The 20,868-nt window shown below is 36.5% G+C and carries 41 protein-coding genes; 20 read left to right on the top strand and 21 right to left on the bottom strand.

The features are described from left to right. From PF272_RS08535 to PF272_RS08480, 12 genes are all read right to left on the bottom strand, one after another. On the bottom strand, positions 1-921 hold a 921-nt coding region (locus PF272_RS08535; RefSeq protein ID WP_271142409.1), incomplete at its 3' end, for a tyrosine-type recombinase/integrase. After that, positions 893-1,162 carry a hypothetical protein gene (locus tag PF272_RS08530; protein WP_271142408.1) on the bottom strand — a complete coding sequence of 90 codons (270 nt, stop codon included), beginning with the start codon at positions 1,160-1,162 and terminating at the stop codon, positions 893-895. The genes PF272_RS08530 and PF272_RS08535, both read right to left, overlap by 29 nt. 8 nt (positions 1,163-1,170) lie before the next feature. Further along, on the bottom strand, positions 1,171-1,827 hold the full coding sequence (locus PF272_RS08525) for a DNA methyltransferase (RefSeq protein ID WP_271142407.1): 657 nt from the start codon (positions 1,825-1,827) through the stop codon (positions 1,171-1,173). 2 nt (positions 1,828-1,829) lie between these two features. Further along, positions 1,830-2,054, bottom strand: coding sequence for a hypothetical protein (locus PF272_RS08520; protein ID WP_039081053.1), 225 nt, complete (start codon positions 2,052-2,054; stop codon positions 1,830-1,832). Positions 2,055-2,116: 62 nt separating this feature from the next. Then, a complete protein-coding gene (locus PF272_RS08515; RefSeq protein ID WP_271142406.1) occupies positions 2,117-2,923 on the bottom strand; it encodes a DUF2303 family protein in 807 nt (268 codons plus the stop codon). Between the two features lie 13 nt (positions 2,924-2,936). Then, the gene (locus PF272_RS08510) at positions 2,937-3,299 is read right to left on the bottom strand and encodes a hypothetical protein (protein WP_271142405.1); all 363 of its coding nucleotides are present in this window, start codon (positions 3,297-3,299) and stop codon (positions 2,937-2,939) included. Between the two features lie 87 nt (positions 3,300-3,386). Next, positions 3,387-3,851 (bottom strand): single-stranded DNA-binding protein, encoded by a 465-nt coding sequence (gene ssb, locus PF272_RS08505; protein ID WP_271142410.1) that lies wholly within the window; start codon positions 3,849-3,851, stop codon positions 3,387-3,389. Beyond that, positions 3,851-4,444: an ERF family protein gene (locus PF272_RS08500; RefSeq protein ID WP_271142404.1), complete on the bottom strand. Its 594-nt coding sequence runs from the start codon at positions 4,442-4,444 to the stop codon at positions 3,851-3,853. Before PF272_RS08500 ends, ssb begins: the two co-directional genes overlap by 1 nt. Beyond that, entirely contained in the window at positions 4,444-4,935 is a 492-nt protein-coding gene (locus tag PF272_RS08495) for a siphovirus Gp157 family protein (RefSeq protein ID WP_271142403.1), read from the bottom strand. The genes PF272_RS08500 and PF272_RS08495 overlap by 1 nt, the downstream gene beginning before the upstream one ends. Before the next feature lie 9 nt (positions 4,936-4,944). After that, on the bottom strand, positions 4,945-5,250 hold the full coding sequence (locus PF272_RS08490) for a hypothetical protein (RefSeq protein ID WP_271142402.1): 306 nt from the start codon (positions 5,248-5,250) through the stop codon (positions 4,945-4,947). Continuing rightward, entirely contained in the window at positions 5,247-5,525 is a 279-nt protein-coding gene (locus tag PF272_RS08485; RefSeq protein WP_271142401.1) for a hypothetical protein, read from the bottom strand. Before PF272_RS08485 ends, PF272_RS08490 begins: the two co-directional genes overlap by 4 nt. Before the next feature lie 87 nt (positions 5,526-5,612). Next, entirely contained in the window at positions 5,613-6,212 is a 600-nt protein-coding gene (locus PF272_RS08480) for a KilA-N domain-containing protein (protein ID WP_271142400.1), read from the bottom strand. A 480-nt stretch (positions 6,213-6,692) separates the two neighbouring features. Between PF272_RS08480 and PF272_RS08475 the strand changes: the two genes are divergently transcribed. After that, positions 6,693-7,133 (top strand): hypothetical protein, encoded by a 441-nt coding sequence (locus PF272_RS08475; RefSeq protein ID WP_271142399.1) that lies wholly within the window; start codon positions 6,693-6,695, stop codon positions 7,131-7,133. Between the two features lie 133 nt (positions 7,134-7,266). Here the strand turns inward: PF272_RS08475 and PF272_RS08470 are convergent, their stop codons facing one another. The 5 genes from PF272_RS08470 to PF272_RS08450 form a co-directional block, all read right to left on the bottom strand. After that, positions 7,267-7,899 (bottom strand): BRO-N domain-containing protein, encoded by a 633-nt coding sequence (locus tag PF272_RS08470; protein WP_271142398.1) that lies wholly within the window; start codon positions 7,897-7,899, stop codon positions 7,267-7,269. A gap of 384 nt (positions 7,900-8,283) precedes the next feature. Then, positions 8,284-8,592 (bottom strand): hypothetical protein, encoded by a 309-nt coding sequence (locus PF272_RS08465; protein ID WP_039081972.1) that lies wholly within the window; start codon positions 8,590-8,592, stop codon positions 8,284-8,286. After that, positions 8,585-8,953 (bottom strand): hypothetical protein, encoded by a 369-nt coding sequence (locus PF272_RS08460; RefSeq protein ID WP_271142397.1) that lies wholly within the window; start codon positions 8,951-8,953, stop codon positions 8,585-8,587. The genes PF272_RS08465 and PF272_RS08460 overlap by 8 nt, the downstream gene beginning before the upstream one ends. A 164-nt stretch (positions 8,954-9,117) precedes the next feature. Then, positions 9,118-9,297 (bottom strand): hypothetical protein, encoded by a 180-nt coding sequence (locus PF272_RS08455; protein ID WP_039081970.1) that lies wholly within the window; start codon positions 9,295-9,297, stop codon positions 9,118-9,120. A 57-nt stretch (positions 9,298-9,354) separates the two neighbouring features. Continuing rightward, positions 9,355-9,480 carry a hypothetical protein gene (locus tag PF272_RS08450; RefSeq protein ID WP_271142396.1) on the bottom strand — a complete coding sequence of 42 codons (126 nt, stop codon included), beginning with the start codon at positions 9,478-9,480 and terminating at the stop codon, positions 9,355-9,357. 198 nt (positions 9,481-9,678) lie between these two features. On the opposite strand from PF272_RS08450, the gene PF272_RS08445 reads away from it, so the two are divergent. Continuing rightward, a complete protein-coding gene (locus PF272_RS08445) occupies positions 9,679-9,945 on the top strand; it encodes a hypothetical protein (protein WP_039081969.1) in 267 nt (88 codons plus the stop codon). On the opposite strand, the gene PF272_RS08440 is transcribed toward PF272_RS08445, so the two are convergent. Beyond that, a complete protein-coding gene (locus tag PF272_RS08440) occupies positions 9,942-10,187 on the bottom strand; it encodes a hypothetical protein (RefSeq protein ID WP_271142395.1) in 246 nt (81 codons plus the stop codon). The two genes, PF272_RS08445 and PF272_RS08440, sit on opposite strands and share 4 nt — an antisense overlap. Positions 10,188-10,880: 693 nt before the next feature. Between PF272_RS08440 and PF272_RS08435 the strand changes: the two genes are divergently transcribed. Next, positions 10,881-11,177 (top strand): type II toxin-antitoxin system RelE/ParE family toxin, encoded by a 297-nt coding sequence (locus tag PF272_RS08435; RefSeq protein ID WP_065235130.1) that lies wholly within the window; start codon positions 10,881-10,883, stop codon positions 11,175-11,177. Between the two features lies 1 nt (position 11,178). Continuing rightward, positions 11,179-11,463 (top strand): addiction module antidote protein, encoded by a 285-nt coding sequence (locus PF272_RS08430; protein WP_271142394.1) that lies wholly within the window; start codon positions 11,179-11,181, stop codon positions 11,461-11,463. A gap of 220 nt (positions 11,464-11,683) precedes the next feature. Here PF272_RS08430 and PF272_RS08425 read toward each other — a convergent pair whose 3' ends face one another. The 3 genes from PF272_RS08425 to PF272_RS08415 form a co-directional block, all read right to left on the bottom strand. Further along, on the bottom strand, positions 11,684-11,860 hold the full coding sequence (locus PF272_RS08425; RefSeq protein WP_271142393.1) for a hypothetical protein: 177 nt from the start codon (positions 11,858-11,860) through the stop codon (positions 11,684-11,686). After that, on the bottom strand, positions 11,853-12,761 hold the full coding sequence (locus PF272_RS08420; RefSeq protein ID WP_271142392.1) for an SDH family Clp fold serine proteinase: 909 nt from the start codon (positions 12,759-12,761) through the stop codon (positions 11,853-11,855). Before PF272_RS08420 ends, PF272_RS08425 begins: the two co-directional genes overlap by 8 nt. A gap of 129 nt (positions 12,762-12,890) precedes the next feature. Then, on the bottom strand, positions 12,891-13,556 hold the full coding sequence (locus PF272_RS08415; RefSeq protein WP_094873156.1) for a LexA family transcriptional regulator: 666 nt from the start codon (positions 13,554-13,556) through the stop codon (positions 12,891-12,893). A 100-nt stretch (positions 13,557-13,656) separates the two neighbouring features. Between PF272_RS08415 and PF272_RS08410 the strand changes: the two genes are divergently transcribed. The 16 genes from PF272_RS08410 to PF272_RS08335 all read left to right on the top strand — a co-directional run bounded on the left by PF272_RS08410 (position 13,657) and on the right by PF272_RS08335 (position 20,715). Further along, positions 13,657-13,881 (top strand): helix-turn-helix domain-containing protein, encoded by a 225-nt coding sequence (locus tag PF272_RS08410; protein ID WP_052119781.1) that lies wholly within the window; start codon positions 13,657-13,659, stop codon positions 13,879-13,881. 26 nt (positions 13,882-13,907) lie between these two features. Further along, positions 13,908-14,171 carry a CII family transcriptional regulator gene (locus tag PF272_RS08405; RefSeq protein WP_013747126.1) on the top strand — a complete coding sequence of 88 codons (264 nt, stop codon included), beginning with the start codon at positions 13,908-13,910 and terminating at the stop codon, positions 14,169-14,171. Positions 14,172-14,209: 38 nt separating this feature from the next. Continuing rightward, positions 14,210-14,938 (top strand): KilA-N domain-containing protein, encoded by a 729-nt coding sequence (locus PF272_RS08400; RefSeq protein ID WP_039173576.1) that lies wholly within the window; start codon positions 14,210-14,212, stop codon positions 14,936-14,938. After that, positions 14,935-15,732, top strand: a complete 798-nt coding sequence (locus tag PF272_RS08395) for a hypothetical protein (RefSeq protein WP_271142391.1) — start codon at positions 14,935-14,937, stop codon at positions 15,730-15,732. The genes PF272_RS08400 and PF272_RS08395 overlap by 4 nt, the downstream gene beginning before the upstream one ends. 92 nt (positions 15,733-15,824) lie before the next feature. Then, positions 15,825-16,406 (top strand): replication protein P, encoded by a 582-nt coding sequence (locus PF272_RS08390; RefSeq protein ID WP_271142390.1) that lies wholly within the window; start codon positions 15,825-15,827, stop codon positions 16,404-16,406. A gap of 2 nt (positions 16,407-16,408) precedes the next feature. After that, positions 16,409-16,648 carry a hypothetical protein gene (locus PF272_RS08385; RefSeq protein ID WP_039083465.1) on the top strand — a complete coding sequence of 80 codons (240 nt, stop codon included), beginning with the start codon at positions 16,409-16,411 and terminating at the stop codon, positions 16,646-16,648. A gap of 3 nt (positions 16,649-16,651) precedes the next feature. Then, a complete protein-coding gene (locus PF272_RS08380) occupies positions 16,652-17,140 on the top strand; it encodes a DNA N-6-adenine-methyltransferase (protein ID WP_271142389.1) in 489 nt (162 codons plus the stop codon). 3 nt (positions 17,141-17,143) lie between these two features. Then, positions 17,144-17,593, top strand: coding sequence for a DUF1367 family protein (locus tag PF272_RS08375; protein WP_039083463.1), 450 nt, complete (start codon positions 17,144-17,146; stop codon positions 17,591-17,593). A gap of 90 nt (positions 17,594-17,683) precedes the next feature. Further along, entirely contained in the window at positions 17,684-17,974 is a 291-nt protein-coding gene (locus tag PF272_RS08370; protein WP_413789441.1) for a DUF1364 domain-containing protein, read from the top strand. Continuing rightward, the gene (locus PF272_RS08365) at positions 17,971-18,330 is read left to right on the top strand and encodes a RusA family crossover junction endodeoxyribonuclease (protein WP_271142387.1); all 360 of its coding nucleotides are present in this window, start codon (positions 17,971-17,973) and stop codon (positions 18,328-18,330) included. Before PF272_RS08370 ends, PF272_RS08365 begins: the two co-directional genes overlap by 4 nt. Further along, positions 18,327-19,052, top strand: coding sequence for a TIGR02642 family protein (locus PF272_RS08360; protein ID WP_271142386.1), 726 nt, complete (start codon positions 18,327-18,329; stop codon positions 19,050-19,052). Before PF272_RS08365 ends, PF272_RS08360 begins: the two co-directional genes overlap by 4 nt. 65 nt (positions 19,053-19,117) lie before the next feature. After that, on the top strand, positions 19,118-19,543 hold the full coding sequence (locus tag PF272_RS08355) for a surface-adhesin E family protein (RefSeq protein WP_271142385.1): 426 nt from the start codon (positions 19,118-19,120) through the stop codon (positions 19,541-19,543). Positions 19,544-19,552: 9 nt separating this feature from the next. Next, positions 19,553-19,843: a hypothetical protein gene (locus PF272_RS08350; protein ID WP_271142384.1), complete on the top strand. Its 291-nt coding sequence runs from the start codon at positions 19,553-19,555 to the stop codon at positions 19,841-19,843. Positions 19,844-19,851: 8 nt separating this feature from the next. Next, positions 19,852-20,133: a hypothetical protein gene (locus tag PF272_RS08345; RefSeq protein WP_271142383.1), complete on the top strand. Its 282-nt coding sequence runs from the start codon at positions 19,852-19,854 to the stop codon at positions 20,131-20,133. 29 nt (positions 20,134-20,162) lie between these two features. Further along, positions 20,163-20,531 carry a hypothetical protein gene (locus tag PF272_RS08340; RefSeq protein ID WP_271142382.1) on the top strand — a complete coding sequence of 123 codons (369 nt, stop codon included), beginning with the start codon at positions 20,163-20,165 and terminating at the stop codon, positions 20,529-20,531. A gap of 10 nt (positions 20,532-20,541) precedes the next feature. Further along, positions 20,542-20,715, top strand: coding sequence for a hypothetical protein (locus PF272_RS08335; protein WP_271142381.1), 174 nt, complete (start codon positions 20,542-20,544; stop codon positions 20,713-20,715). The last annotated feature ends 153 nt before the right edge of the window (positions 20,716-20,868 follow it).

Here is a 20,868-nt window from a genome sequence, read left to right as displayed (position 1 = left end):
ATCAGTACCTGCTTTTGCACGCAGATCTCTGAATTGAAATTCAGTAATCTCATCTGCCAGTTCAGGGTATTTTTCTAATGCAACTTTCCGCAAATTACGGAATCTTTCGCTAAGAGTTGTTCTTCTTAGTTTCCCTCCTCGTGAGTGCAAAAATAAATAACATTCGTGCGTTTCCATTCGTCTTGTTATAATTTCTGCAAGCTGTCCGATTAAGTTAATTCTCACTTTAGCTTTTGTTTTTTGTTGTGTAATATGCAATATTCCGTCAAATATGTGACTTGTATGGATATTACAAACATCAATCGGTCTTTGGCCAGTTAAATACGCAATATCCATTAGATCCTTCATATCTTGATCTGCAAGTTCATAGATTTTGTTATAGATGTGGTCCTCAACATATACATCTCTTGATTCAAGCGTGTATTTAGTCACGCCATCTGTTGGGCAGATTAAATTAGTGTATCCCCACTCTCTTGCAAAAGACCAAATACGATGAAACATTTCAACCTCAAAATTGGCGGCTCGTGGCGTATCTTTTCGCCATTCAAGATACATTTTGATGTGCTTTGCTTGTATTTTCTCAAGTTGAAGCGGTGGATCTCCGAAAAACGACATCAGTCTATTCGTGGCCCACCTATAATTGTCTTGGGTAGATTTTGCTTTATTATCAAGCTGTGAATTGAGATACCGAGTAGCGACAGTGATAAATGTTGTGATTTCGCTTTGAGTGGTCCTATCGAGATTTAATTCTGCAGCTTTGAGTACTGCGATGTGTTTATCATTAGTTTTTAGAGAGATTTCTTTTCCGTCCGCTTGAACGTAGTAATAGTAATTTACTAACTTTCCGTTTTTTCTCTTTCTGCGTCGGCAAAGTAGATGCTGCGGTAAGCCGTTATTCTCGTTTTTTCGAGGTCTTGCCATTTTGATCACCTCTTTTAATAATATTAGGTGTCCATTCTGTGTCTATAGTAGGTTCTACGTTAACCCGTTTTTTTGACTTGCGATTGAATTCATCTTTATGTACAAATGGGTCTCCAGCTAATGTTAAGAAAAAATTTATTCCATTTTTATTAAGCACTTTGATTAACCGTGATTTTTGAAAAACATTGAACATCTGAAATAAGTCTTTTTTAAAATAAAAATCTTGATTAATGTCAGTCATACTTACCTCTATAAACAACTGTCTATGCGTTCTTTTGATAATGCGTAGTAATGTGGATTGAGTTCAAACCCTACGGCATCAAAGCCTAATTTTTTGCAAGCAATCAAACTACTACCGCTGCCGACATGCGTATCTAGAATAAGTTGGCCAGCTTTGGCGTATCTTTGTAATAGCCATAGATATAAATTCACGGGTTTTTGTGTTGGATGTATGCGTTTTTCATTTAGTCTTTTGTTGCCTTGTGCTACATGACCTTCCTCAATACTTTTACCTTGCAGCATACCGTTCCACATATAACGAAAAAGCCTTACGCTATCGTGTAAACTGCAGTATGCGATTTCACAATCGCTGAAAGAACTTTTACCATTAACCTTATCCCAGATAATGCGACCTGGGCCAAATGTATAATTAAAATAATTAACTCCCCAGATTATTTGATGTTTGCTAACTCTGAATAATTCTTCAAAATAATCTGCAGTGGGAACAGTCCAGGTGTCTGTCGGGGTATAAAACCGTTGTACCCCAATTGGGCTCATTTTTCTGCCATAAAACTGCCGTTTATTAGGTCCATCAAAATATGGCGGATCAACAATAGCTAAATCAAAATATTTATCTTTGTACTTTTTTAATGCCGTTACACAATCCATATTGTGATATTCGATCATACTTAATTCTCCCAGCCATCATGCCATTCTAAAATCCGCATCGTATCTCCGCGATCGCGCATCGTATTATCAAAAGTGAAGCCGTGTTTTAATGAGTAGTAATTTTCGAACGTGTGTAACTTTCCATTTGATAACATAATTCTCACTCGATATAACCCGTCTAGCTTCGGATAGTCACGTTTTGCAGTGCTATGCCACTGATGTTGCTTTGTGTTGTGTCTTGACATTGCTTGATATTCCTCCAATAAAAAAGCCTAGCAATGGCTAGGCTTAGTTGTAAGTATTAACGTTAAATATCAATTTCTCCAATATTCACAGTAATGCCTGTACCATTAAGTGCATTCGTTAGCTTATCTGAAAACTCTTTTGCAATGGCTTCTTGTATCTGTTCCATTTTAATTAATCGTGCAACTAAAATTGGATAATCTCCGCCAGTTAAAATTGATAGTCGTAACGTAAATGCTTGGCAGCTTAATCCTTTGTATGTTTCGGTATTAAATACAAAGTATTTTGGCATTTGCAATTTGCTTTTAGCTTCTACCCTTTCCATTGCTGATTTTGATGTGGCAAAATCGCTGACTTCGTGTTCTTCATTGCGTGCGTAATCTAATGTAATTTTACGCACTGCTTGCACTGCATTTGTTATAGACATTTTCTCCTCATCATCAGTATATGGCGTAATAAAATCACCCCAATCTTCTAACCATTCGGAGAATGCACGTTGGTCGTGTCGTCTGCCTTGGAAATCTAATAATGCACTATAAGCAGCTGTTTTCTGCATATTGAGTAATGCACGGTGTGTTGCATGAAGAGGTTGTTCTAAAGTGCCAACATCAAAAATAATCTCTGCACTAAGATTTTGTTCATCAATAAAGCATTTAGCATTATCTTGATTATGCAGCTTTGCGTATGCAACTAAGCTATCAAAGTTAGCTGTGCTGAATTTTGCACGAAACTGATTACGGAATTGATTATGTTTTTCAAGTGATACGATATTGACATCTTTAGGCAAAATAGCAACCGGATAATCACTGTTACCGATATGCACACTTGATAACACTAAATCTTTAATTTGTTCTAAGTTTGTTTGTTCCATAGTTACTCCTTGATTACATTACTTTTAACTTTTTATCAAATGCTGGGTCGTCACTTTCTTTGAATATTGGCATTTGTTCTTTATCTGGCGTTGCACAAATTGCACCACCCTTGTGTACATACATTGGTGTTGCGGTGGTATCTTCTTCTGATGATTTACCTCTCTTAGTTGGTTTGACATAACTTAATTTATGTTGGATTTGCACGGCTGGTTGATCGCTATCCATTTTTTTAACGGTAAATTCAACAACGACTTTTCCAGCCTTGTCGTGTGTAATTGCACCAATTGCAACTTCAGAAAGAGCGGTTGCTAATTTGTTTTCAAAAATTCCTGCATCAAGTTCACTGAAGAACTCGTGAATATCAGTTTTTGCCATAGTGTTTTCTCCTATTTTTGGTAATAAAAAAGCCACCTTTGCGGTGGCGGTTTGTCTAAAGTTGTCTAAATTTCGAAGTTAGATGAGTTAAAAAGGCATATCATCAAAATCAGTCGGTGGCGGGGTTTTCGGTATGCCGCTTTGTTTTGCCTTAGCATAAGTATTATTAACCGTTGTCGCTTGCGGTGCTTGAGTTTGCGGTGCGTTCTGTGCATCTTGTTTACTATCCAGCATCTGCAAGCTGTCGCCTTGAATTTCTGTGATGTAGCGTTCTTGCCCATTTTTGTCTTGCCATTTTCGGGTTTTGATACGCCCCTCCACATAGACTTTTGAGCCTTTTTTAAGGTATTGCTCCGCAATTTCCGCTAACCGCCGATAAAGTACAATTCTGTGCCATTCAGTCTGTTCTTTCCATTCGTTGGTCTGTTTATCCTGCCAACGTTCACTAGTGGCTACGCTGATATTGGCTACTAGATCGCCGTTTTGCATTGTGCGGATTTCAGGGTTTTGTCCTAAATTCCCTAATATAATTGCACGATTTACGCCTGCCATCATTGTCCTCCTAATTCAGTGTATCGGTTAATATAAGCGGCGTAAGCCCTCTCTTTTATCTCTGGATGGCGTTTATCAAAGTATGACTCACTTTTTACCCATTGTTCATTTACAGCTTCAATATTGGTTGTGCTATTGAGAGTGGCGATAAACTTTTGCAATACCGCTTCTTTGCTTTGAGGTTTTTGTGATTTTTCTTGCGTTATTTGTGCAGGGTTGCTCACTTCTTTATCTAGCCGATCGTTTTCAACAATTTCCAGCGCTGAAAGATACAGATAGCGGCGCTGGTAAGTTTGGATAGCGCCCAAATTCTGGATAGGTTGGCAGCCTTTAACCGTTGCTTGTTCCATTGGAGATGTGATAACAAGCTTTTCGTCATTCTCTGTATTGTGAATCGTTAATGTCGCCAATTCTTGTGTAAATGACACAATGCCGCATAAGCCAATTTGATTAAAAATATCATTAATGCTCGGCAAAAAATCACTTAATTCAAAGTAAGTAAAGCCAGAGAATTTATTCTCTCCGCTTTTCTTTAGCCCTTTATTTTGTAATTCAACCCTTGCTTGTGCGAGCTTTTGATAAATATTTCCCATTACAATCCCCTTAGTTGTGGTTTGCTAATTAGCTCTACGCCGTCAATCTGTAAACCGTTTTTAACGGCTTCTTTTAAACCTGATAAATCCAGTTTAGGCTCTTGCATAATAAAAAAGTTATCTGGGATTTTAGCGTTATCGTCAATTTTTAATGATGATGGAATAGGTTTTGTCATGGTGAGTTTTAAAATAGGCGTTTCTACCTTTTTAATCTCACTGTTTGCCATAGCCGCATAAATCAGGTTTCTGATTCGCTGTTTTCTGCTTTCATAAGATTTTTGAATAGTTTCAATGCGTTGTTTCTCCTCTTTCGCATTTTTAGCCAACAGGTCAATCTCTTTATAATGTTTGTAGACCTCTTCTATTTTGGCGCTGAACTCCATTTCCAAATTATTAAAGCAGTCAATCACGGCTTGCTCATTGGTAAATTCTTCATCATCAAGCAATTCATTAATGTTTTTTAATCGTTCGGATAGGTCGTATAAACTCATAGGTTTCTCCTAAAAATCAAATTGGTTAAAGGTTCTGTGGTCAGCGTTTTCGTTTTCTTGCACGGAATAAAACTGATTAACCTCCAGTAAGTGGCGCAACCTTTCTCTTGTCTGCGCCTCAATCGGTAAGCGCTCAATAGCGTTAACAATGTCCTGATAATCGTGTTGTTCCAAAAGCGTTGCAAAGTAGCCGTTCCATTGTTCGTCCGTGCGGTATTGGTGTAGCGCTAACGTGAGTTGATGAAATAACATTTCAAGCCGTTGGCGGTTAAGCTGTTTCGCTTGTTGATTAAGCTGTTCAAAAATATCCATCATCTTACCCCCTTAGCTAATCGTTCTCTGATTTCAGCTTCGTGTTCTGCTGTTAGCGGTGTTTGTAAATTGCTGTGTTCCTTTTCCCATTCTTCTTTTGCCCATTGTTGCCATTGTTGCTTTTCCTCGCTTAAGGTAGTTTCAAGGTTGAGCGTGTGGTCGTAATAGTCGGTGTCTTTTTCCAGAGCTTTGACGGGTTGCGGTTGGCAACTAATGCCTAAGACAACGGCGATGATTAATGCGGTAATAAGGTAAATCGGCTCTAGTGTGAATTTCATTTTTTGCTCCTTATTTGAACAATTTACTGAATTTAGGGTGCAATAAACCGCCTCACTAAAAAGTAAGGTAAGGCGGTAATAGTTGATTTATCTCAATCTTGGTGCAGTTTGAGAAAGGTAAGCTTTTTCGGCTTCGTTAATCCAATGATTGAACTCAAAAGCTAAATCATGTGCTTGGGCTGCGAAGTTGTTTCTAATGTATGGATCTAAACCAAGTGCAGAATAGAGTGTTCGCATAGCGGGTTTGAGTTGTTCGCCGTGCTGTTTTGCTAACTTGCAGTATGTTAGAAGTGCGTCTAAAACATCTGTATCAATTTCGATCGTTTTAGGTTTTTGTGGTTCAGGTAGAGCAATTTGTTTTTGCTTACTTTCAATTTGGTTTAAGAAAGCTCGTAATACAACTAAATGAAAAGCTGGGCTTATCCAGGCAGCGTAAGCAATAACTAGCTCTTTGCAAGCATATGTACTAGGATTTCTTCCGCCACGAACTGTTTTTACTGGCAAAGTACAGATCTGTACTTTGTCATTTTGAATTTCTGAAATTAGATCTTTAGTTTGATCTAAGCGTAGAAATAAAACTGGTTTATGTTTTTCATCTCCGCCACTAGCTTTATGCAGATCTGTAAGAGAGTAAAGATTATCTAAAGTGCGGATAGATGTTTTTAGAATTGATAATTGTGTAGTCATTTTGACTGTCTCCGTTTGTTTTTCTGAAAGTTACCAGTTCTGACACTGGTGCCGAGAGGTTCAGAACCTTTCAAACGGTAAAGGTGGACGTATTCCCCGAAGGTATTGTATTAGTCGCCCTCTCGACTTAACGAGATTTCGGCATAAAAAAAGACCGCACTTGGCGATCCGTTTACTACCGCCGTTTGAAAAAGGTTCTGACACCTATGGCGGATAGTAGTATAAAAGTTTGGGGTTGTCAATATCGGGGATCAACTTACCATTCAACAGTCCCGATGAAAGTCGCGGTTAGCTCTTTCTATTTACTGTTTACAGTATGGGCTTATTTCTCTTTCGAGTATTGTATTACACCTATCTTTCCCCGATAAAAAAATCTTAATACGATAGAGCGGTGGGTGTCAAATCTTTGGCGAGTTATTTTTCCACGCTCGCCAACGTGGTATATTGGTGTTTGCATACAACCAATATAGGAGATAAATAATGCTAGATTCTACTTATATTTATCAGAAACTACCTATGGAAACTCGCCCATTTTTTAAAATTGAAATGGCAGAAATTTCGGAAAAACACGCACATTTGTTGGATAATATTGCTCAATCTATTCAGACCATTTCGCAATTTGTTCATCTGAACAAAACGGTGAATGTAATTGTTGGTTCGTGTCCATTTGAACTGTCAATGTCAAATTCAGTTTTATCGGTACAGATACTTGAACCTGCTCTACACATAGCGATTGAGAACTTTGTTTTTCTTGATTTGAATGTGATGTTGTCGTTACCTTCTCCTCTTCAAAAGGCTTGTGTGATGGAAGAGCTTGCTCATGTTTTGATGAATATTCGTGATGAACATCTTGTGAAAATTGTTGTCGCTGAGATGTTGCCTGATGTGGTGTATCAAAATAAGCAATATGTTTCCGTTTAATATCGGTACAATTAATATTTTTTGCATTAATTTTATTGGGAAAGTTCATTTGTATACTCCTTTTATTGAATTTAATGTGTAGAAAACCGCCTCACTAAAAAGTAAGGTAAGGCGGTTTATTTGGATTAAATGTTTAGAAGTTAGTTAATCGTTTGGGTTTTGGCTGTTGTTCAAGCAGGCTTAACATTCCTTTAATGAACATAATGCGTTCACTTTTTGCTTGAACATACTTTCTGGCTCGCTCTAAGGCGTTTTCAGTTGGCATATTGAGATTATAGAGATAATGCCCACCAATAAATTTGTCTATATCTCTACCAAGGTGTGGATATTCTTTGCGGATTTTAACGCCCATTTCATATGCACCGTTAAGTGAGTGGTAAAGATTGGCTATAATACGGATTGCTTCTTCGTCTGCTTCGGCTTCTGCAAGTGGTAGGTGTTCTTGTTGTTGCGTTTCTCTATCAAGAATATCAAGCACCCATTTTCTAAATTCTTTGGCAACTTTGGTGTGTGAAAGCATTCCGATTAGGTGAGCACCACGCAAGCTGAAAATTCGCACTTTTTGCATTCCGCCGTTAGTTTGCATATTAATAAGTGCGGTCATATTTGGTGTAAATTCGTCAGCGTGGCGGTCGTAAATCTTTTGAATGCCTTTGATTGGGTGTGGATACCCCAATGCTTTTCCTACTTCAGAAGCTAATAACCAAGATTGATTGTGTTGATTGATAACCGAAAGGGTTGTTGTTTGAAAAGTTAATGTAGTCATAATTTAAATCTCGCAACAAATTTTAAAAACTCATCACAAGTAACGCCAATTACTGGTGATGAACTGATCAAGGTTGGCGTACCGTGTTACGAGAAACGGTGGATCTTTCGATCCCCTCAATCAGCCCATCATTGACTACTTTTTTAAAGGGGGTCTCAAATTGAGTTACCCTTTATAGAAGTTTTAAAGGGTTCCCCATTTTGGGGATACCTTTAAAAAGGTTTTGATTTTCTGATTTTCGGCTATAAAAAAAGCCGCTTTGAGCGACTGTTATTTTTGACCGCTCGTAACACTCAGGACGCCAATCCCGACTTTCAGATTTTGCTGAAAGTGGTTATATCCTAATATAAGAGCGGGGCGGTGTCAATGATAACACTATTAAGTTTAATCAGACTCATCAGGCGTGTAGCGTTTCCCCTCATTCCAATACTCTCTTAACCAATCACCACTTTTGGCTGGAGCGTATCCTGATAATTTGCCGTCATCCATTCTAAAAACCAATACTGTACCGGAATGGATCAATCTTATTGATTCTCTAATCTCAATAAGTGAAAAGTTATCACTAACAACAATCCATACATTGTGAACCCAATGCCAGAAGTTAGCTTTTTTAGCTTGAAAAAAACGTGTAATTTTGTCTTCAGACTCGGCATTAATATCATCATTAACAATAATAATATATTTTTTAGTCATTTGAATCCTCAACTTCAATTACCTTCGTGTTTTGATTTGTTAGTTGTTTTTCTACTTGCAATCCTTGTGATGTATCTCCAATATGCCCTTTTTCCATTGCCAATTTTGTTAATTTAAAACTTTCAGAACGGAGAAAATCCGGATCAGTCTTCATAAAATGATTATAAGAATATAATGCAAACACTAAGACTATAAAAATTAGGGCAAACCCAACGTAAATCACAAATTCCTTTTGTGTTACCCAGTATAAAATACTCATTCCTGAAAATAGAACGCCTAATATCCATAAAATAGGGGAAAGAGCTGTTGATTTTGCATTTATTCCTTCAACGCTGCCCAATCGATGAAATGGGTTTGGCATTTTTAGCCTCTAAAATAATGATAGGTTTTTGCAGTATAACATACTAAAATTTTTGAAAAAATTTAATTTTAATACCTGCTATCTAGCCTAAAAATAGAGTAATTCATACTTAAATCGGCTGGTCATTATCATATGATATTGGACGAAATTTCTTTAAAGTCTGCCTATAGTTTTTCTAGTCTTTCTTTGACTATTTTCTCAATATCTTTTGCATATTTTTCTAAAGTTTTAGTTTCTTCCTCAAAGAAATTATCAAACCATTTCGTTACTTGTGTAACGGTAAACCAATGCACAAGTAATGAAATGATTAATGCGGTTAAAGCTGATATTAGAATAGTATTCATATTTTTGGATCCTAAAATAAAAGCCTAGATTGTTCTAGGCTCTGTAATAAAAATTATCTAAAAACTGTCTTTCCCAGATTTCAGCAGCTCGATCACATTCACGTGGATCGAAGCTGTCGTCAGGGTCATACTCTTGATCTTCTTGATTGGTAATTCTTCTTCAAATGTGTCGTAGTCGTTCATTGTGTTTCTCCTTTCTCTTTTCTTTTTAAAGCTCACTCATAGAATTAACTTTAAAAAAAACCTCTTGGGTAGAGGGCAAAATGTTGTTATTTATGCGTATTGCCTTTCTTTATACTTGCAAGGCTCAAGTCCCTTATTGTCTCTCACAACGCTAAGGAATATAATCAAAACTCTCTCACAACAAATAAGGAGTTGGTTATGCCAAATCTTATCGTTACTTATGACTTAAGAAATCAACGTGATTACAAGGCTTTAATTGATGCAATTAAAACTTATGGAGTTTATGTAAAAATCTTTGAGTCTGTTTGGTATGTTCGATCTACAACGCATTCCGCAGAACAATGCCGAGATTATTTACAAAAATTTATTGATTCTGATGATAGATTAGGCGTTTTTGATTGCTCAAATAATAATTTTGCAACCATAAGAGCAATGAATAAAATTGCTTCTTTATGGGAAAGTTAAGTTTTCCTAAAGATTTCACTTGTTTTAATATCAACAAATTCTTCTGTGCAAATTGCATCTGAGAAGTTGTTGATATATGAAATTGCTTTGCAAGCATCTTCCGCCAGATTTGGATAGTAATATCCATTTTCGATAGCAGAAAGAATCGCCTTTCGTATTTCAGCTTTTTGAAGCTCGTTAATTGAGTTTCCTGTACAACTTTCTGCACGTCTGTAGTTACTGGTTTTGTTTTGCTTTGTCATAATGTTTCCTTTTTAAGGCTTATCAGATATAGAAACGCACTAAATTAAGTTCTGGCTTAGCTATCCTTAAATTAGTAATTGTACGATTACCCAGACCTTTAGCGGATCTCTTAATCAATGCGTTTCCTAATGCCTGCTTAACCGCCTATCACTAAAAATTTTCTCAAAATCCAACATAATTATTGGTTAAACAGGCATTAGATAACGGTTCGTGGGCTTGTTCGCCTGTTTCCCCAACCGTTGTAGCAATCTTTCGACCGTGCATTTCGCACTCAAGCTAGTAAGCAGTGCTGCCCTTGATTCTAGACTCACCTCTCTTAGAGCCAATAGACACAGTTTTCTGCTCGGGGGTTACCTCACTTAATGCAGTGAGTGACTTACAAGCCATTGCCACGCCAATCTGTTAAAGAACAATGAGATGTTTATCTCGTTTTGACGGGGTACATTATGTACCAATAGTACAAATAAGTAAAGAATTAAAAGTACATAAAATTATAAAAAATGAATTAAAAGTTCATAAATGATTGATTTTTAAAAAAATAAAAATTTGGGGAAAGTGTTTGATTGCTTAATTTTCAAACTATCGAGGATAGATTTTCTCTAATAAAATGGGAAATGAATGATTAAGGTGTGAATTATAGTTTACATATATTGGCAATAAGTTTTATAATACACCTATGCTAAGGAGTAAAAATGATTCAGATAAAATCAACAGAAACCTTTGATAAATGGCTAGATAATCTCAAGGATTTAAGGGCAAGGGCTAAAATTCAAGTGCGGATTAAACGATTACAGCTTGGCAATTTTGGTGATGTAAAGCCGATAGGTGAAGGGTTATCTGAATTAAGAATAACAGAAGGGAAAGGCTATCGCCTGTACTTGAAAAATCAGAATGGGGTGATTGTGATTTTGTTATGCGGTGGCGACAAATCCACACAGAAAGCGGATATTGAGAAAGCAAAATCGTTAGCAAAAATATTAGGAGTTTAATATGGCAGAACAATTAAAAGACTTTGATATGTCAGAACATTTACGCACAGAAGAAGAAATACAGCTCTATCTTAATGAGATTTTAAGCGAGGGAGATATTGATTTACTGCTTGCTGCGTTAGGAGATATTGCCAAAGCACGTAATATGAGCCAAATTGCTCGAGAAGTGGGGGTAACAAGAGAAGGGTTATATAAAGCTCTTTCTGGGCGAGGCAATCCAACATTTGCCACTGTGTTTAAGGTAATGCAGGCGTTAAATTTGAATTTAGAAGTAAAACACGCTTAACTTGAACTAAGTGATGTTCTTAGTTTGAGAAAATGATTAAGCACGGAAGAATAATGGTTAAGTAAGGGGTATAGACTTATCTATTGTTTTGAAATTATTGATAATTTTTGGATTAAGCAAGGTTTGATAGAAAATAGGCAAGGTAAAAGAAAACCGCCGTAGGCGGTTTATAAATAAAATTTCTATATAAAAATAAAGGCGTCTTTTATTGAGACAGTAATCAAAATCGATTTATTGCAACTCGGGCATTGATTTTATTTAATTCTGGACCAGAAGCTAGTGTAAACTTTGGACTAGGGAGTAAACCATTATCTTTTAGAGACTTGATCATCTCAGCTTGTTTATGATCTCGAACGCTCTTAGAGACTTGTTTTACTTTTTGTGATATTTTACTCATTTTCATCACCCTCATTGTCATAATTTGCTACACTTAGATAAGGAGTAGCTAATATTAGCACTTCATTTCGTGATTTGTACATAAATTCTATTAATAATTGGTGTAAATTTTCTGTTGAAACTGTCATATCTTGATTATCAGTGAAATCATCAATTAATAATTTGAGTTCTGATGTAAGTACTTCAATTCCGATCATTCTACCGTGTGAGTGCCATTTTTTGTTATCACTTAACTTTTTTGCAATTTCTTTTGCTCTATTGAGTTTATCTTCTTCACACACTTCTTTTTGTGAAGTTTCTGTTTTTTGCCATTCCTTGAATTTGTATTTAACTAGCCACTTTTTCAAAAGATCTATTGATAATTCAACCGCTTGCTCATAACGTCTTAGTTGTGCTAAATCTAATTGATTTAACATCATTAATTCAGCCTGTGTCACGCTTCCATTTTCTGATTTTTTGATAATTTCATTAGCTTTATCAAGATAGCCTAAAGCCGGAACCCATTTCCCATCTGGAGATTGAACCTGTGGATCGATAGGACCTAATGATGATGCATAGTTCATATAAATTTTATCTCCAGACATTGCCCAAATTGTACCAGCAGACATTGCTATATTTGGTATAACAAAATAGACTTTTTCATAAAAGCGTCTCGTCATATCGACCATTTTCTCTACACTTTCTACTGAACCCCCTGTAGTATAGAGAAAAATCACTAACTCATTTACTCCACGTTGTTTTGCTGTTATTGCGTGTGGTTCGAGTTGATGTTTCCAAATACTTATGGCTCCAAAATAAATATCACCATAGTAGCATATACAGTCACAAGAGGAGAAAAATTTTGAGCGATATTCTCCAATTGAATAGGAAATATATTGTTGCATAGCATTATCTAAACTCATTTTTCTAGTTCCTATAAATTACATAATTATCTAATTTCTAGTGTTAGCTACAGATCTTTTATACTATTACCTACACTCAATCACCACACCAAATCTACCCAATAAAATTCAGCTTCTGAACTTCAGATTCTATAGTGTTTCAATTCTTTGTACAGCTACACCAATAATTCTAATTTGGTGTGATTGAGAGTTTAATCTTGGGAACATTGGATTTAGCGGGACTAATTCAAAATGAGGTCTGCCATATTCATCTAACTCTCCCAACTCTTTATATTGTTTAAATGTAGCCTCATTATCATGATTTACTGCTGCGACAAAGTCGCCTGGAGATGGGCAAAGCGTTGGATCAATTAATACTAAATCACCTTCATTAAAACGAGGCAACATTGATTTTCCTTCAATTCGTAAATAGAAAGAATCTTCAGAGGCTAGAATAGTACTTGGTATCATTTCATAGCCTTGCTCGTTATCTAATGTATTGATTCCTTTCCATAATCCTGCTTGTATTGAACTTAATAATGGATAAGCTCTTTGTGGTTTAATTGTTTCCAACGAAGCATTTTTATCACCATATGTTAGCCATTCTTTTGATACATCTAAAAACTTAGCAATTGCATAGATATTTGCTGGAGATGGCATTGTTTCAGCATTAAACCATTTGCTGACTGCCTTTGGTGTTAAATGAAGGTAGTCGGCTAACATTTTGCCTTTCCCCTTGTCGGGAAGCCCTTTCAATTTACAGGCGATAGTTAAGCGTTCTGCAAAACCTTGTCTAATTTTTTCTTCAGAGATCATTTTTTACCCTTATTGAACGATTGGTTCAATTATAAATAAATATTGAAGTACTTTCAGTTATGACTTAATATGTACTTTATGTACAAATAAAGGATGAAATATGAAAAATTTAAAGAGTCTTATTGATACCTTGGGTGCTAGTAAAGTTTCTGAAATTTGTGGTGTATCAGTTCGTGCTGTTTATAAATGGCGCACCTCAAACAGTTTGCCGAGAACTGAATACACTGGTGAAACCAACTATGCGGAACGTCTTGCTCAAGCGTCTAATTATGCGGTTACCGCAGATGATATTAAACAATTCAGCAATCCTGCTAATTTTTCATAACTTTAATCTACCCAAAGGTAACCGCAATGGCACGCAATGAATTAAGCAAATCTGCAATGAGAATTGCGGATTTAATCAGAAGAAAATCTGTTGAGAGAACAGATAAAGAAATCGCAGAAAGTATTGGGGTGGATCCAAGCACACTTTGTCGATTCAAAGCCGATCATCTCGATAAGTTTTGTGCTTTTTTAGATGAACTAGGTTTAGTCGTCAGAGAGAAGCATAGTGATGATGAAGAAAGAAAAGCATTAATCACTTTAGCTAAAAAAGCGATTGATGAAATGGAGTAATAAAAAACCACCGTTGCAGCGGTGGTTTAGGAGGTTAAATGAACCAATTAATTAAAATTGATAATACAGAAATTAGACAAGACGGTCAAGGACGATATTGTCTAAATGATTTACATCGTGCGAGTGGTGGAAATCCTATCCACGCACCAAGCCAATTTTTGCGCTTAAAAGGGACAAAAGAGTTTGTCGCTATATTAGATAAGCACAATGCAGATTTGCATTCTGCTTTAGAAATAAACAATGGTGGAATAAATCAAGGCTGTTATGCATGTGAAAAATTAGTGTACAAATATGCGGCGTGGATTAATCCTGAATTTGAAGTAAAAGTTTATGAGATTTTCGATAAAGTACTTAAAGGTGAATTTCAACCTATCAAAACACAAATCCCCCAAACATTACCCGAAGCCTTGCGCTTAGCCGCAGATTTAGCGGAGCAAAATCAAACATTAGCTTTAGAAAATAAAGAACTGAAACCAAAAGCCGCATTTGTCGATCATTATGTTGACGTTGGCACCAGTAAATCGCTGCGTGAAACCGCGAAAATTTTAAAGATGCCGGAGAAAGCGATGATCGAACGTTTGATCGAAGATCGGTTGTTGTTTCGTCAATCAGGCAAGTTGTTGCCGTTTGCCAGTGAGAAAGCGAAGCCGTTGTTTACGGTGAAAACGGGAACGGCTGAACACGGACATAACTATACGCAAACTCGAGTTACCGCTGAGGGTATGCGTTTTATTGCCGAACAATATGCAACGGAGTTGATGTTATGAGTATTGGAAAATTATTGATTGATGATCAACCTCATCAAGTCTTACCTGCTTTAGCAAAAACAATTGGTTTAAATGAAGCGATTTTCTTACAACAACTACATTATTTGTTGAATTACAGCAAAAACCATATTGAAGGAAAGTCTTGGATATTTAATACCTATGAACAATGGCAAGAGATTTTTTGTTATTGGTCAATATCAACGATTAGACGCACGATAGAGAGTGTTAAAACACGAGGATTATTGATTGCAACTGACAAGTTCAACAAGATGAAAATGGATAAAACAAAGTGGTACACCATTGATTATGACCGTCTTGCCAATTTGGATATATCGACTGTTAAAAATAACAATCCATCTGTTCAAAATGAGCAGTCTGACTGTTCAAAATGGACAGATGTGTCTGTTCAAAATGAGCAGAGCAATAACCAAAAGAATACACAAAAGAATACTACACAAGATATTAAAAAAACTACGCAAAAAAAATCGACTGCGCTCACGCTTTTGGCACAGTTTGGTATCACGGAACAGCTGGCTGAAGATTTTATTACGCACCGCAAAGCGAAAAAAGCACCGATTACAAAAACTGCACTGGAGCGCCTACAAAAACAAGCAGATTTAGCCGGTTTACCGCTTGCGGAGGTGGCGGAAATTATGATTGAGCGTGGCTGGCGTGGCTTTAAAGCCAGTTGGGATTGGCAAGAAACGCCACAAAACCGGTCTAAAAAATCAAAATTTGATGACAATGACGATAGCTGGTGGCGTGGCAAAACGATTGAGGTTAGGGGGGTTTAATGCGTCATTTTGCAAATACACAATTGGCGGATTTGGTCGGCAAGGAGCCGACTTATCAAGCAACGCCAGGCAAGCAAGAAATTCCGCCGCAGGTGGCAAAATTTGTCGATCGCTTATTTGCCCGATTAAAAGCGATATTCCCGGCGTGGCAGGCGGCATTTGATGGCGAGGAAGGTTATCAGGAAGCGAAGCGGCTTTGGCTTGAGGCGTTGGTCAACAACGGCGTGACGACCGCTGCACAATTCAAGTGCGGTATTGCGCAGGCGGAACGGTCGGGAAGTCCGTTTTTTCCTAGCGCAGGGCAATTTATTGCGTGGTGTAAAACGGACGATTATGCCGCATTGGGGTTGCCGACCGTGGAGGAGTTGCAATATCGCTTAAATAAATTTCGTGCGAATGGTGGTTTTGCGGAGATTGAGCGTTTTGAGTTTATTTCTGATGCGGAATATTGGTTGATTACTGATCTGGCGAATAAATCCATCCGTAGTGGTTACAGCGAAGCGGAAGAGTTAAAGGCGATGAAAACGGCGTTAGACAAGATGGCAAAGCGCTTAGAAAAAGGGGAAATATTACCAAAACCAACTCGATCATTACCTGAGAGAGTTGAGTACCTAGATCCAGGTAAAGTGAAACAAGGTTGGGCTAATTTGAAAGCGTTAGTAGCGAGAGGTTAGTAATGAGTGTTGATAAAAATAACATCAAATTAGTTTGCCCAAACTGCGGTGGGGAATTAACGGATTTATGGGATGGTGAGCCGGTGAGTGCATTTATTGGTGAATGGTCTGACGATAGATTTCGCTGTGAAGGGAAATGGGAAGAGTCTGAAAAATGGGGGCCGTATGCCCGGGTTAACCGAACAAAATCATGCGGCTACTTTGGTTTGAAAGATTTGGGTGTTGAGCCTGAAGAGGAGTAATAAATGAGTTTTGATAAAGACACATACCCAACACCATTATCTGTATTTAACCAAATAAATGCAGAATTTAATTTTACGATTGACGGGGCAGCATTGACTCACAACGCAAAATGTGGGCGTTACATTACACCAGAGATGGATTTTCTGACATATCCATTAATAAACGAACGCATTTGGATCAACCCTCCATTCAGTGATCCACTTAGTTTTGTAAAACGTGCGGTTGAGTTATACGAAAATCACGATTGCTTAGTAGTGATGCTTTTGCCTGTTGATATTAGTACTAAATGGTTTTCACTGGTTGCAGAAAAAGCAACTGAGATTCGATTTATCGTTGGTGGCCGAATTAAGTTTTTAAATCCAGAAACAGATAAGTGGACTGATGTTTGTCGAGGGAATCATTTGGCTATATTCGATCCTAGACACAAGGCAATGGGGCAAGTTATTCGTCATGTCCATATTGATAATTTTGCAAATCTGGAGTGGCGATAACTAATGATTATTGAAATGGTTAAAGGTGCTGGTGGCACATTTGTTGCAGCAGATGACATATATCTCCCAGCACTGCAAAAATTTAAAAATGGTGAGATATACGAAGTTGAGGTAAAGCGAACTCGCAATCCTCAATTTCACCGTAAAGTCTTTTCCTTTTTTAAATTTTGTTTTGAACATTGGGCCGCAGATAAAACAGATTGGAAGTATTTTGATGAAAGAAAGCAATTTGACACATTCCGCAAGCATTTAACCGTGTTAGCAGGCTTTAAGGACGTGAGTTATACGATAGATGGACGGGTGCGGGTTGAAGCTAAATCATTAAGTTACGGAAATATGGAACAAGATGAGTTTGAAGAATGTTATTCAGCATTAATTAATGCCGCTTTAAAGCATATTTTCAACAATACAACCGATCAAAAAATTATTAATCAGCTATATGCGTTTTTTTAATTTGGAGGATAAATGAATTGGGGACTTATCTTATCAATGTTGGGCTGCTTAGTGTTTTGGGTGTGTGTTGGTGTGATTATATTTTGAGGAATGATAATGGCAAATTTAAGAAAGGAAGCGAAAGGGCGTGAATGCCAGGTGAGATTACCTGGAATCTGTAATCATAATCCTGAAACCGTTGTGCTAGCACATTTTAGAATGGCGGGTATTAACGGTGTTGGAATGAAGCCTGATGATATATTCGGGGCGTGGGCTTGCAGTAGTTGCCATGATGAAATCGATCGCAGAACAAGAAAAATAGATTATGAGTTTGTGCGTTTAGCTCATGCCGAGGGGGTGATTAGGACGCAGGCGATATTAAGAACGGAGGGTAAGCTATGAGTGACTGGGTAGAACTCTGCTTGCCATATCCACCAAGTGTCAATCATTACTGGCGGCATACAAGACAAGGACGGCACTATATATCGAAAACGGGGAAAGAATTTAGAGAAAAAGTATTGAATATCTGTAATCAGTTTGATCCATTGCAAGGCACAGTACAAATGCAAATAGATGTGTATTACCCAGATAACAGAGAGCGTGATCCAGATAATTTGCAAAAAGCCTTATTTGACGCACTTACAGCATCAGGGATTATTGAAGGGGATAGTAATAGAGTCATAAAAGATTATCGAGTAAAGAGCGTTGGTGTAGTAAAAGGTGGAAGAGTAATAGTTAAATTAAAGGAGCTAAGATGAGCAGAAGTATTGAGTTGTTAGTTAAGATGTTCGATCCTCGTTGCGTTAGTACAGAATCAATAGCAAGAGGACGTAGTACACTATATAGAGAGCAAATCTTAGCGGCATTTACACAGGCAGAAAAAGAGGCTTTTATTGGCTATCATCTGTTATTACTTAAATATCGGTTTGATAAATTCTCAAAAGATTATCTCACGAAATATATTGATTTATGGCTGGAAGCAAAGGGTATTAAAGATAAGTTTGCTGTAAAAGCATTAAATTATGTGATTGATAGATTAGCTGACATACCGCTACCAACACAATATAAGCGGCTAAATGCACTAAGACGGCGATATTTACGATCACAATATGCTTACACAAAAGAAATCGGGAAAACTCAAGAAATAACAAATAACAAAGAGATAGATAAAAACAGTAAAGAAGCTAGAGAATTAAGAATTAATGTTATTAAAGAAATGAAAAAGAGCAATATTTGCCCTCGTTGTCACGGTACGGGTGAAATTGGGCGAGAGCAGAAAAGGGTTTGTCCATCTTGTGAGGGAAAAGGGCGGTTAATTGCGACAAACGATCATCTTATTTATTCAATTGGGTGTAGCGGTGAGTACTTTAGATGCTATTTACACGCATTAGTTGTTGAGTTTGAGCAGTTTGCACAAATACAGATGAGTGAGGCAGAAAGTATTATTAAACAAAGATTGAAAGCAGAAACTGTGGATTAGATCACTGTAAAATTATCTATAATTTGTTATCCTCCTGATTAGTTTTAATTAGGAGGATTTTTTTTATGTTAGGAAAGGTATTTTTGGTTTCTATTTTAAGTTCTGTGGTGTTGGCTGGGTGTGCAGTAGAGGATAATTTTGTTTATAAAGAGAAAAAAGGTACTGACTGGCGTTTGGCTGGAGAAACTTTAGATCGCACGCAGAAATTTTTTATAGACGCAAACTCTATTGAGGGTAATAAAATGAGAACAGCTTGGGGATTAATGATTAAAGATAAATGTAAAAAAAATGATGAATATTGTGAACAGCAAACTAGAGACTTGTACAATTGTGAGTCAAAAGAGCAAAAATTAATATATCTCGTAAGTAGAAAAAATGGAGATGTTATTCATAGTATTGATTTTAAAGATAAAACTGATTGGAATCCAATAGTTCCTGACTCAGTTGGAGAGGGTATACTTAATTTTGTTTGTTCATTTAAAATACAATAGGGTATTAATATGAAATCTTTCAAATCTTTTCTGTTAATAGTGGCAGTAATTATCGCTGTTGGTTTTGTTATGAGAATAATAGAGGCACAAGACAAGAAGGATGGTGTACTTTCACCAGATAATTGTGAATTTTATTTAAAGCCTATTATTTCAGAAAAAGCAGAGAAAACAGGTAAGGCTTATAGTGATGAAATTATTACATCATTAACTAAAGGTATTTGTGGTTGTGCTAAAAAGAGTTATACACCTGATACTAAATTTTCAGAATCAGTGCATGAATGTATGTCTTTCAAAAAATAAGGATTATTATGAGTGATATGTTAAAAGCAGTAATAGCAGGAACATTAATATTGTCAATTGGGGCAATAGCAGCGGCAGGGATTATAGTTATGAACTCTCCTTACCAGCATTGTTATAGAACCTTAAAGCAGCAAGAAACTCGTTCTGATGAGTATATAATAAAACTTTGTAATGGCAATATTCAATTTATTAATAATACAAGTACAATCAATAGTAACGTGAAACAAAGCACTAAACAATTAAATTACACTGAAACTAAAGGAACAAATTTTTTAATGTATAATCCCTGATAATAGATATTAAACTGTGAAATGAAATTATGAAAAAATCAACAATTGGATTTATTTTAACTTTATGTGTTCCAGTAGCTGCTAACGCAGCTTGTTATGGAACAGATACTTTTAGTAACTGCTATGATGACTCTGGGAATAGCTATTCAGTAAGTCGTTTAGGCAATTCAACCTATGTTAATGGATATAATTTAAATACAGGTTCTAGCTGGTCGCAAACCTCTAATACTTTTGGAAACACGACATACCAAAGTGGTTATGACTCAGAGGGAAATAACTGGAGTCAAACTATACAACATAATGGCAATAGTACCACTTATTCAGGCTATGATTCAGACGGGAATAGTTTTTACAGAACCTGTTATCGGAATTTTGATGGCAGTCAATCCTGTTATTAAAGGATAATTTATGAATCAAAATAATAAAAAAGATGAAGAGCTAGATAATAAATTAAAGCAAGCTTATATTGAATTTGTAAAAGAGAGGAAAAAGCAAGAAGATAAAGTTGAGTATTGGAAGAATGGATTTTTTATCCTGTTATGGATTGTAGTTATTTTTATCATAGGTACTATTATTAGATAGGATTAGTACTGTATAGTAGCCTATTTAAGGATAGGCTGCTTATTAATTAACCCAAAGTACGGTGGAAAATAGTCTAATTTTGTTTGACAGTGTTAGCGTTTTACACTTAAGATATTTATTAACATTTAAGCATAAGAGTAGAAACTGATTAGT

Origin of the sequence: Gallibacterium faecale (genome assembly GCF_027920745.1) — a bacterium.
Lineage (GTDB): Bacteria > Pseudomonadota > Gammaproteobacteria > Enterobacterales > Pasteurellaceae > Gallibacterium > Gallibacterium faecale.
This window is presented reverse-complemented; position numbering and strand designations above follow the sequence as displayed.

Coding starts and splice junctions, on each gene's coding strand:
- PF272_RS08530 (WP_271142408.1), bottom strand. CDS start 1,162: ATGACTGACATTAATCAAGATTTTTATTTTAAAAAAGACTTATTTCAG.
- PF272_RS08525 (WP_271142407.1), bottom strand. CDS start 1,827: ATGATCGAATATCACAATATGGATTGTGTAACGGCATTAAAAAAGTAC.
- PF272_RS08520 (WP_039081053.1), bottom strand. CDS start 2,054: ATGTCAAGACACAACACAAAGCAACATCAGTGGCATAGCACTGCAAAA.
- PF272_RS08515 (WP_271142406.1), bottom strand. CDS start 2,923: ATGGAACAAACAAACTTAGAACAAATTAAAGATTTAGTGTTATCAAGT.
- PF272_RS08510 (WP_271142405.1), bottom strand. CDS start 3,299: ATGGCAAAAACTGATATTCACGAGTTCTTCAGTGAACTTGATGCAGGA.
- ssb (WP_271142410.1), bottom strand. CDS start 3,851: ATGGCAGGCGTAAATCGTGCAATTATATTAGGGAATTTAGGACAAAAC.
- PF272_RS08500 (WP_271142404.1), bottom strand. CDS start 4,444: ATGGGAAATATTTATCAAAAGCTCGCACAAGCAAGGGTTGAATTACAA.
- PF272_RS08495 (WP_271142403.1), bottom strand. CDS start 4,935: ATGAGTTTATACGACCTATCCGAACGATTAAAAAACATTAATGAATTG.
- PF272_RS08490 (WP_271142402.1), bottom strand. CDS start 5,250: ATGATGGATATTTTTGAACAGCTTAATCAACAAGCGAAACAGCTTAAC.
- PF272_RS08485 (WP_271142401.1), bottom strand. CDS start 5,525: ATGAAATTCACACTAGAGCCGATTTACCTTATTACCGCATTAATCATC.
- PF272_RS08480 (WP_271142400.1), bottom strand. CDS start 6,212: ATGACTACACAATTATCAATTCTAAAAACATCTATCCGCACTTTAGAT.
- PF272_RS08475 (WP_271142399.1), top strand. CDS start 6,693: ATGCTAGATTCTACTTATATTTATCAGAAACTACCTATGGAAACTCGC.
- PF272_RS08470 (WP_271142398.1), bottom strand. CDS start 7,899: ATGACTACATTAACTTTTCAAACAACAACCCTTTCGGTTATCAATCAA.
- PF272_RS08465 (WP_039081972.1), bottom strand. CDS start 8,592: ATGACTAAAAAATATATTATTATTGTTAATGATGATATTAATGCCGAG.
- PF272_RS08460 (WP_271142397.1), bottom strand. CDS start 8,953: ATGCCAAACCCATTTCATCGATTGGGCAGCGTTGAAGGAATAAATGCA.
- PF272_RS08455 (WP_039081970.1), bottom strand. CDS start 9,297: ATGAATACTATTCTAATATCAGCTTTAACCGCATTAATCATTTCATTA.
- PF272_RS08450 (WP_271142396.1), bottom strand. CDS start 9,480: ATGAACGACTACGACACATTTGAAGAAGAATTACCAATCAAGAAGATC.
- PF272_RS08445 (WP_039081969.1), top strand. CDS start 9,679: ATGCCAAATCTTATCGTTACTTATGACTTAAGAAATCAACGTGATTAC.
- PF272_RS08440 (WP_271142395.1), bottom strand. CDS start 10,187: ATGACAAAGCAAAACAAAACCAGTAACTACAGACGTGCAGAAAGTTGT.
- PF272_RS08435 (WP_065235130.1), top strand. CDS start 10,881: ATGATTCAGATAAAATCAACAGAAACCTTTGATAAATGGCTAGATAAT.
- PF272_RS08430 (WP_271142394.1), top strand. CDS start 11,179: ATGGCAGAACAATTAAAAGACTTTGATATGTCAGAACATTTACGCACA.
- PF272_RS08425 (WP_271142393.1), bottom strand. CDS start 11,860: ATGAGTAAAATATCACAAAAAGTAAAACAAGTCTCTAAGAGCGTTCGA.
- PF272_RS08420 (WP_271142392.1), bottom strand. CDS start 12,761: ATGAGTTTAGATAATGCTATGCAACAATATATTTCCTATTCAATTGGA.
- PF272_RS08415 (WP_094873156.1), bottom strand. CDS start 13,556: ATGATCTCTGAAGAAAAAATTAGACAAGGTTTTGCAGAACGCTTAACT.
- PF272_RS08410 (WP_052119781.1), top strand. CDS start 13,657: ATGAAAAATTTAAAGAGTCTTATTGATACCTTGGGTGCTAGTAAAGTT.
- PF272_RS08405 (WP_013747126.1), top strand. CDS start 13,908: ATGGCACGCAATGAATTAAGCAAATCTGCAATGAGAATTGCGGATTTA.
- PF272_RS08400 (WP_039173576.1), top strand. CDS start 14,210: ATGAACCAATTAATTAAAATTGATAATACAGAAATTAGACAAGACGGT.
- PF272_RS08395 (WP_271142391.1), top strand. CDS start 14,935: ATGAGTATTGGAAAATTATTGATTGATGATCAACCTCATCAAGTCTTA.
- PF272_RS08385 (WP_039083465.1), top strand. CDS start 16,409: ATGAGTGTTGATAAAAATAACATCAAATTAGTTTGCCCAAACTGCGGT.
- PF272_RS08380 (WP_271142389.1), top strand. CDS start 16,652: ATGAGTTTTGATAAAGACACATACCCAACACCATTATCTGTATTTAAC.
- PF272_RS08375 (WP_039083463.1), top strand. CDS start 17,144: ATGATTATTGAAATGGTTAAAGGTGCTGGTGGCACATTTGTTGCAGCA.
- PF272_RS08370 (WP_413789441.1), top strand. CDS start 17,684: ATGATAATGGCAAATTTAAGAAAGGAAGCGAAAGGGCGTGAATGCCAG.
- PF272_RS08365 (WP_271142387.1), top strand. CDS start 17,971: ATGAGTGACTGGGTAGAACTCTGCTTGCCATATCCACCAAGTGTCAAT.
- PF272_RS08360 (WP_271142386.1), top strand. CDS start 18,327: ATGAGCAGAAGTATTGAGTTGTTAGTTAAGATGTTCGATCCTCGTTGC.
- PF272_RS08355 (WP_271142385.1), top strand. CDS start 19,118: ATGTTAGGAAAGGTATTTTTGGTTTCTATTTTAAGTTCTGTGGTGTTG.
- PF272_RS08350 (WP_271142384.1), top strand. CDS start 19,553: ATGAAATCTTTCAAATCTTTTCTGTTAATAGTGGCAGTAATTATCGCT.
- PF272_RS08345 (WP_271142383.1), top strand. CDS start 19,852: ATGAGTGATATGTTAAAAGCAGTAATAGCAGGAACATTAATATTGTCA.
- PF272_RS08340 (WP_271142382.1), top strand. CDS start 20,163: ATGAAAAAATCAACAATTGGATTTATTTTAACTTTATGTGTTCCAGTA.
- PF272_RS08335 (WP_271142381.1), top strand. CDS start 20,542: ATGAATCAAAATAATAAAAAAGATGAAGAGCTAGATAATAAATTAAAG.